Genomic DNA, 2006 nt, shown 5'->3' on the forward strand with positions numbered 1-2006 from the left:
ACTGGCTGCTGGAGGGAGCCGGATTCGAACCCTCGGTCCCGCTTAAGGTCCACACGTCTCGGAACTGCCTCTTGTCATCTCCGTGATCGTTCCCCGCTTCCCCTTCGCCAAACGGAATCACCCTTTCGCGACCGGGGGACCGAGAGTTCGAATCCGTCTCTCTCCAGGAGAGAGTCCACTGCGAACTTGATCAAGATGTCGAGCTCGCCGTTGATGTAGAAATCACCCGGCACGAACAAATAGCGGAAGAGATCGAGAGGGCATCTGAGCCTGGCGTGGATACTGCGCCGTCACAAGGAAACCGCCGCACTTTCAAGCGAAACCCCTGGCCGATAACCCGGGGGCTCCATGCTGGGCAACCCCGAGACCGGATTGCCGCACTCGCGGGTTCAGGCCGACATAGCTGACCAGCTGCTGCGGACTGGTGAAGCGGCGCACATCGCCGATTGCCGCCACGAGACCGGCGGCGACGATCAGATTGACACCGGTGATCGTGAGCTGTCGGGTGACAGATAAAACTGGACACTTGGCGACATTGAGAACTGGACCCCCTCGCTGAGGAGAGGGTCTGAGGATGGAAGAAACGGTACAGGCTCCGCGGGGGGAGTTACCGCGGAGAGAGGCGATGCAGAGGCCGGAGGAGGTCGCAGCGATGCTGCGGCTGAAGGCGTTGGGTGGGGTGTCCGACGGGAGAACAGCACTGGCCATTGCTCGCAGCGAGACCGCCGCCAGCCAGTTCGACACCAAGATAATCGAGGGATTTGAGCTCTGTGCCGGCGTTGCGCGACAACGAAATCGATTGGAACGCGCTGCCGAAGCTCTCGGCGGAGGATCTCAAAGATTTCGGCGTGGTGCTTGGAGGCCATCGCCGCAGGCTGCTCGATGCGATTGCCGCGCTCGGCGCTACGGCGCCCGCTGCCTCGGCAACGGTGGCACCGCGCGATGCACCAGCGCCAGCCGAGGCCGAACGCCGGCAGCTGACGGTGATGTTCTGCGATCTGGTGGGCTCGACGGCGCTCGGCGCGCGCCTCGATCCGAAGCGTCGAGCGAATGGCGCAATGCTGTCGCGGCAGCTTGATCATCGATCCTGGTTCAAACTCCCTTTGCTTGCCGCGAGTTAATCTGACAATGCCGCGAGAGCTTGCCGCTTAGTTCGCCGGTGCTTCGGGCTGCGGGTGCGGATATTGCCAGCGCCGATGGCCGGCGCCTGCCCCGCCCAGGGACCGCGGCAATCCTGACGCTCGCTCCAGAAACCGCCGATATTCGGCCCATGGCTTTTCCGCCCGAAAACGCGAACGCTCCATTGCGTTGGCCAAAAATGCCAGGTGGCGCTTCAACTGTTCACGTTCGCGATCAGGCCACCGGTCGGCATGGCCGGAATTTCGAACGAGCGAGATGGCGTCGGAAATGCCGGAGCACAATCCCTGCGCCGATAACGAGTCCCGCGCCAGTGACGCGTCGCCCACTCTCAGCGGCGCGGCGGGGCCGGCGCTCCACTGAACGGAAGCGACGCCGCCTTTTCCGGCCTGGATTGAATCGAGAGAGCCAAGGCCTTTCAGCACCCAGCCCGCGCCGGCCGCGTGAACATATTTCTCAACGTCTTTAGGGCTCATGCTTCCCGCGGATTTGCTGACCACCACCCCGATCGCGAGCAGCCTCGGACTCGCGAGCCGGTAGGCATATCCGGCGGGGAGCGCGGCCAACCGGAAGGCCTGGTCTGCCTTGTCGAACACGCCATACCGGGAAAACACGCGCGCGATCCAGGGTTTTGCCAGGCCGGTGGTTCGCGTCGCGGAGACGGCCCGGCGGCCCGTTGCGTCAATCACGCGTTCACCCGGATCGGCGGTGTGAGTGGTGGGCGAGGGAACGATTTTAAATCCAGACATTCGTTCCAAAGCGGCGAGCAGCGCCAGTTCCAAGGCCGGACGCTCGACATGCGCAACCGCGGAAGCGCGCACCGTTTCCGGTACGGAATCGCTCCAGGCGATCCGGCGGACATCGTGCAG

The 2006-nt window shown here is 63.7% G+C and carries 1 protein-coding gene and 2 pseudogenes; 1 reads left to right on the forward strand and 2 read right to left on the reverse strand.

Annotated features, from left to right (window positions below):
• Positions 1 to 345 precede the first annotated feature (345 nt).
• Positions 346 to 513, reverse strand: a pseudogene (locus VNX23_RS31190) (transposase); the annotation flags it as partial.
• A gap of 248 nt (positions 514 to 761) precedes the next feature.
• Here VNX23_RS31190 and VNX23_RS15265 point away from each other — a divergent pair.
• Positions 762 to 1034 (forward strand): annotated as a pseudogene (locus VNX23_RS15265) (hypothetical protein); the annotation flags it as partial.
• 114 nt (positions 1035 to 1148) lie between these two features.
• On the opposite strand, the gene VNX23_RS15270 reads toward VNX23_RS15265, so the two are convergent.
• Positions 1149 to 2006, reverse strand: an 858-nt coding sequence (locus VNX23_RS15270; protein WP_325631335.1) for a hypothetical protein, incomplete at its 5' end; no start/stop codon positions are given.

The organism is Bradyrhizobium sp. (genome assembly GCF_035570375.1).
Lineage (GTDB): Bacteria > Pseudomonadota > Alphaproteobacteria > Rhizobiales > Xanthobacteraceae > Bradyrhizobium.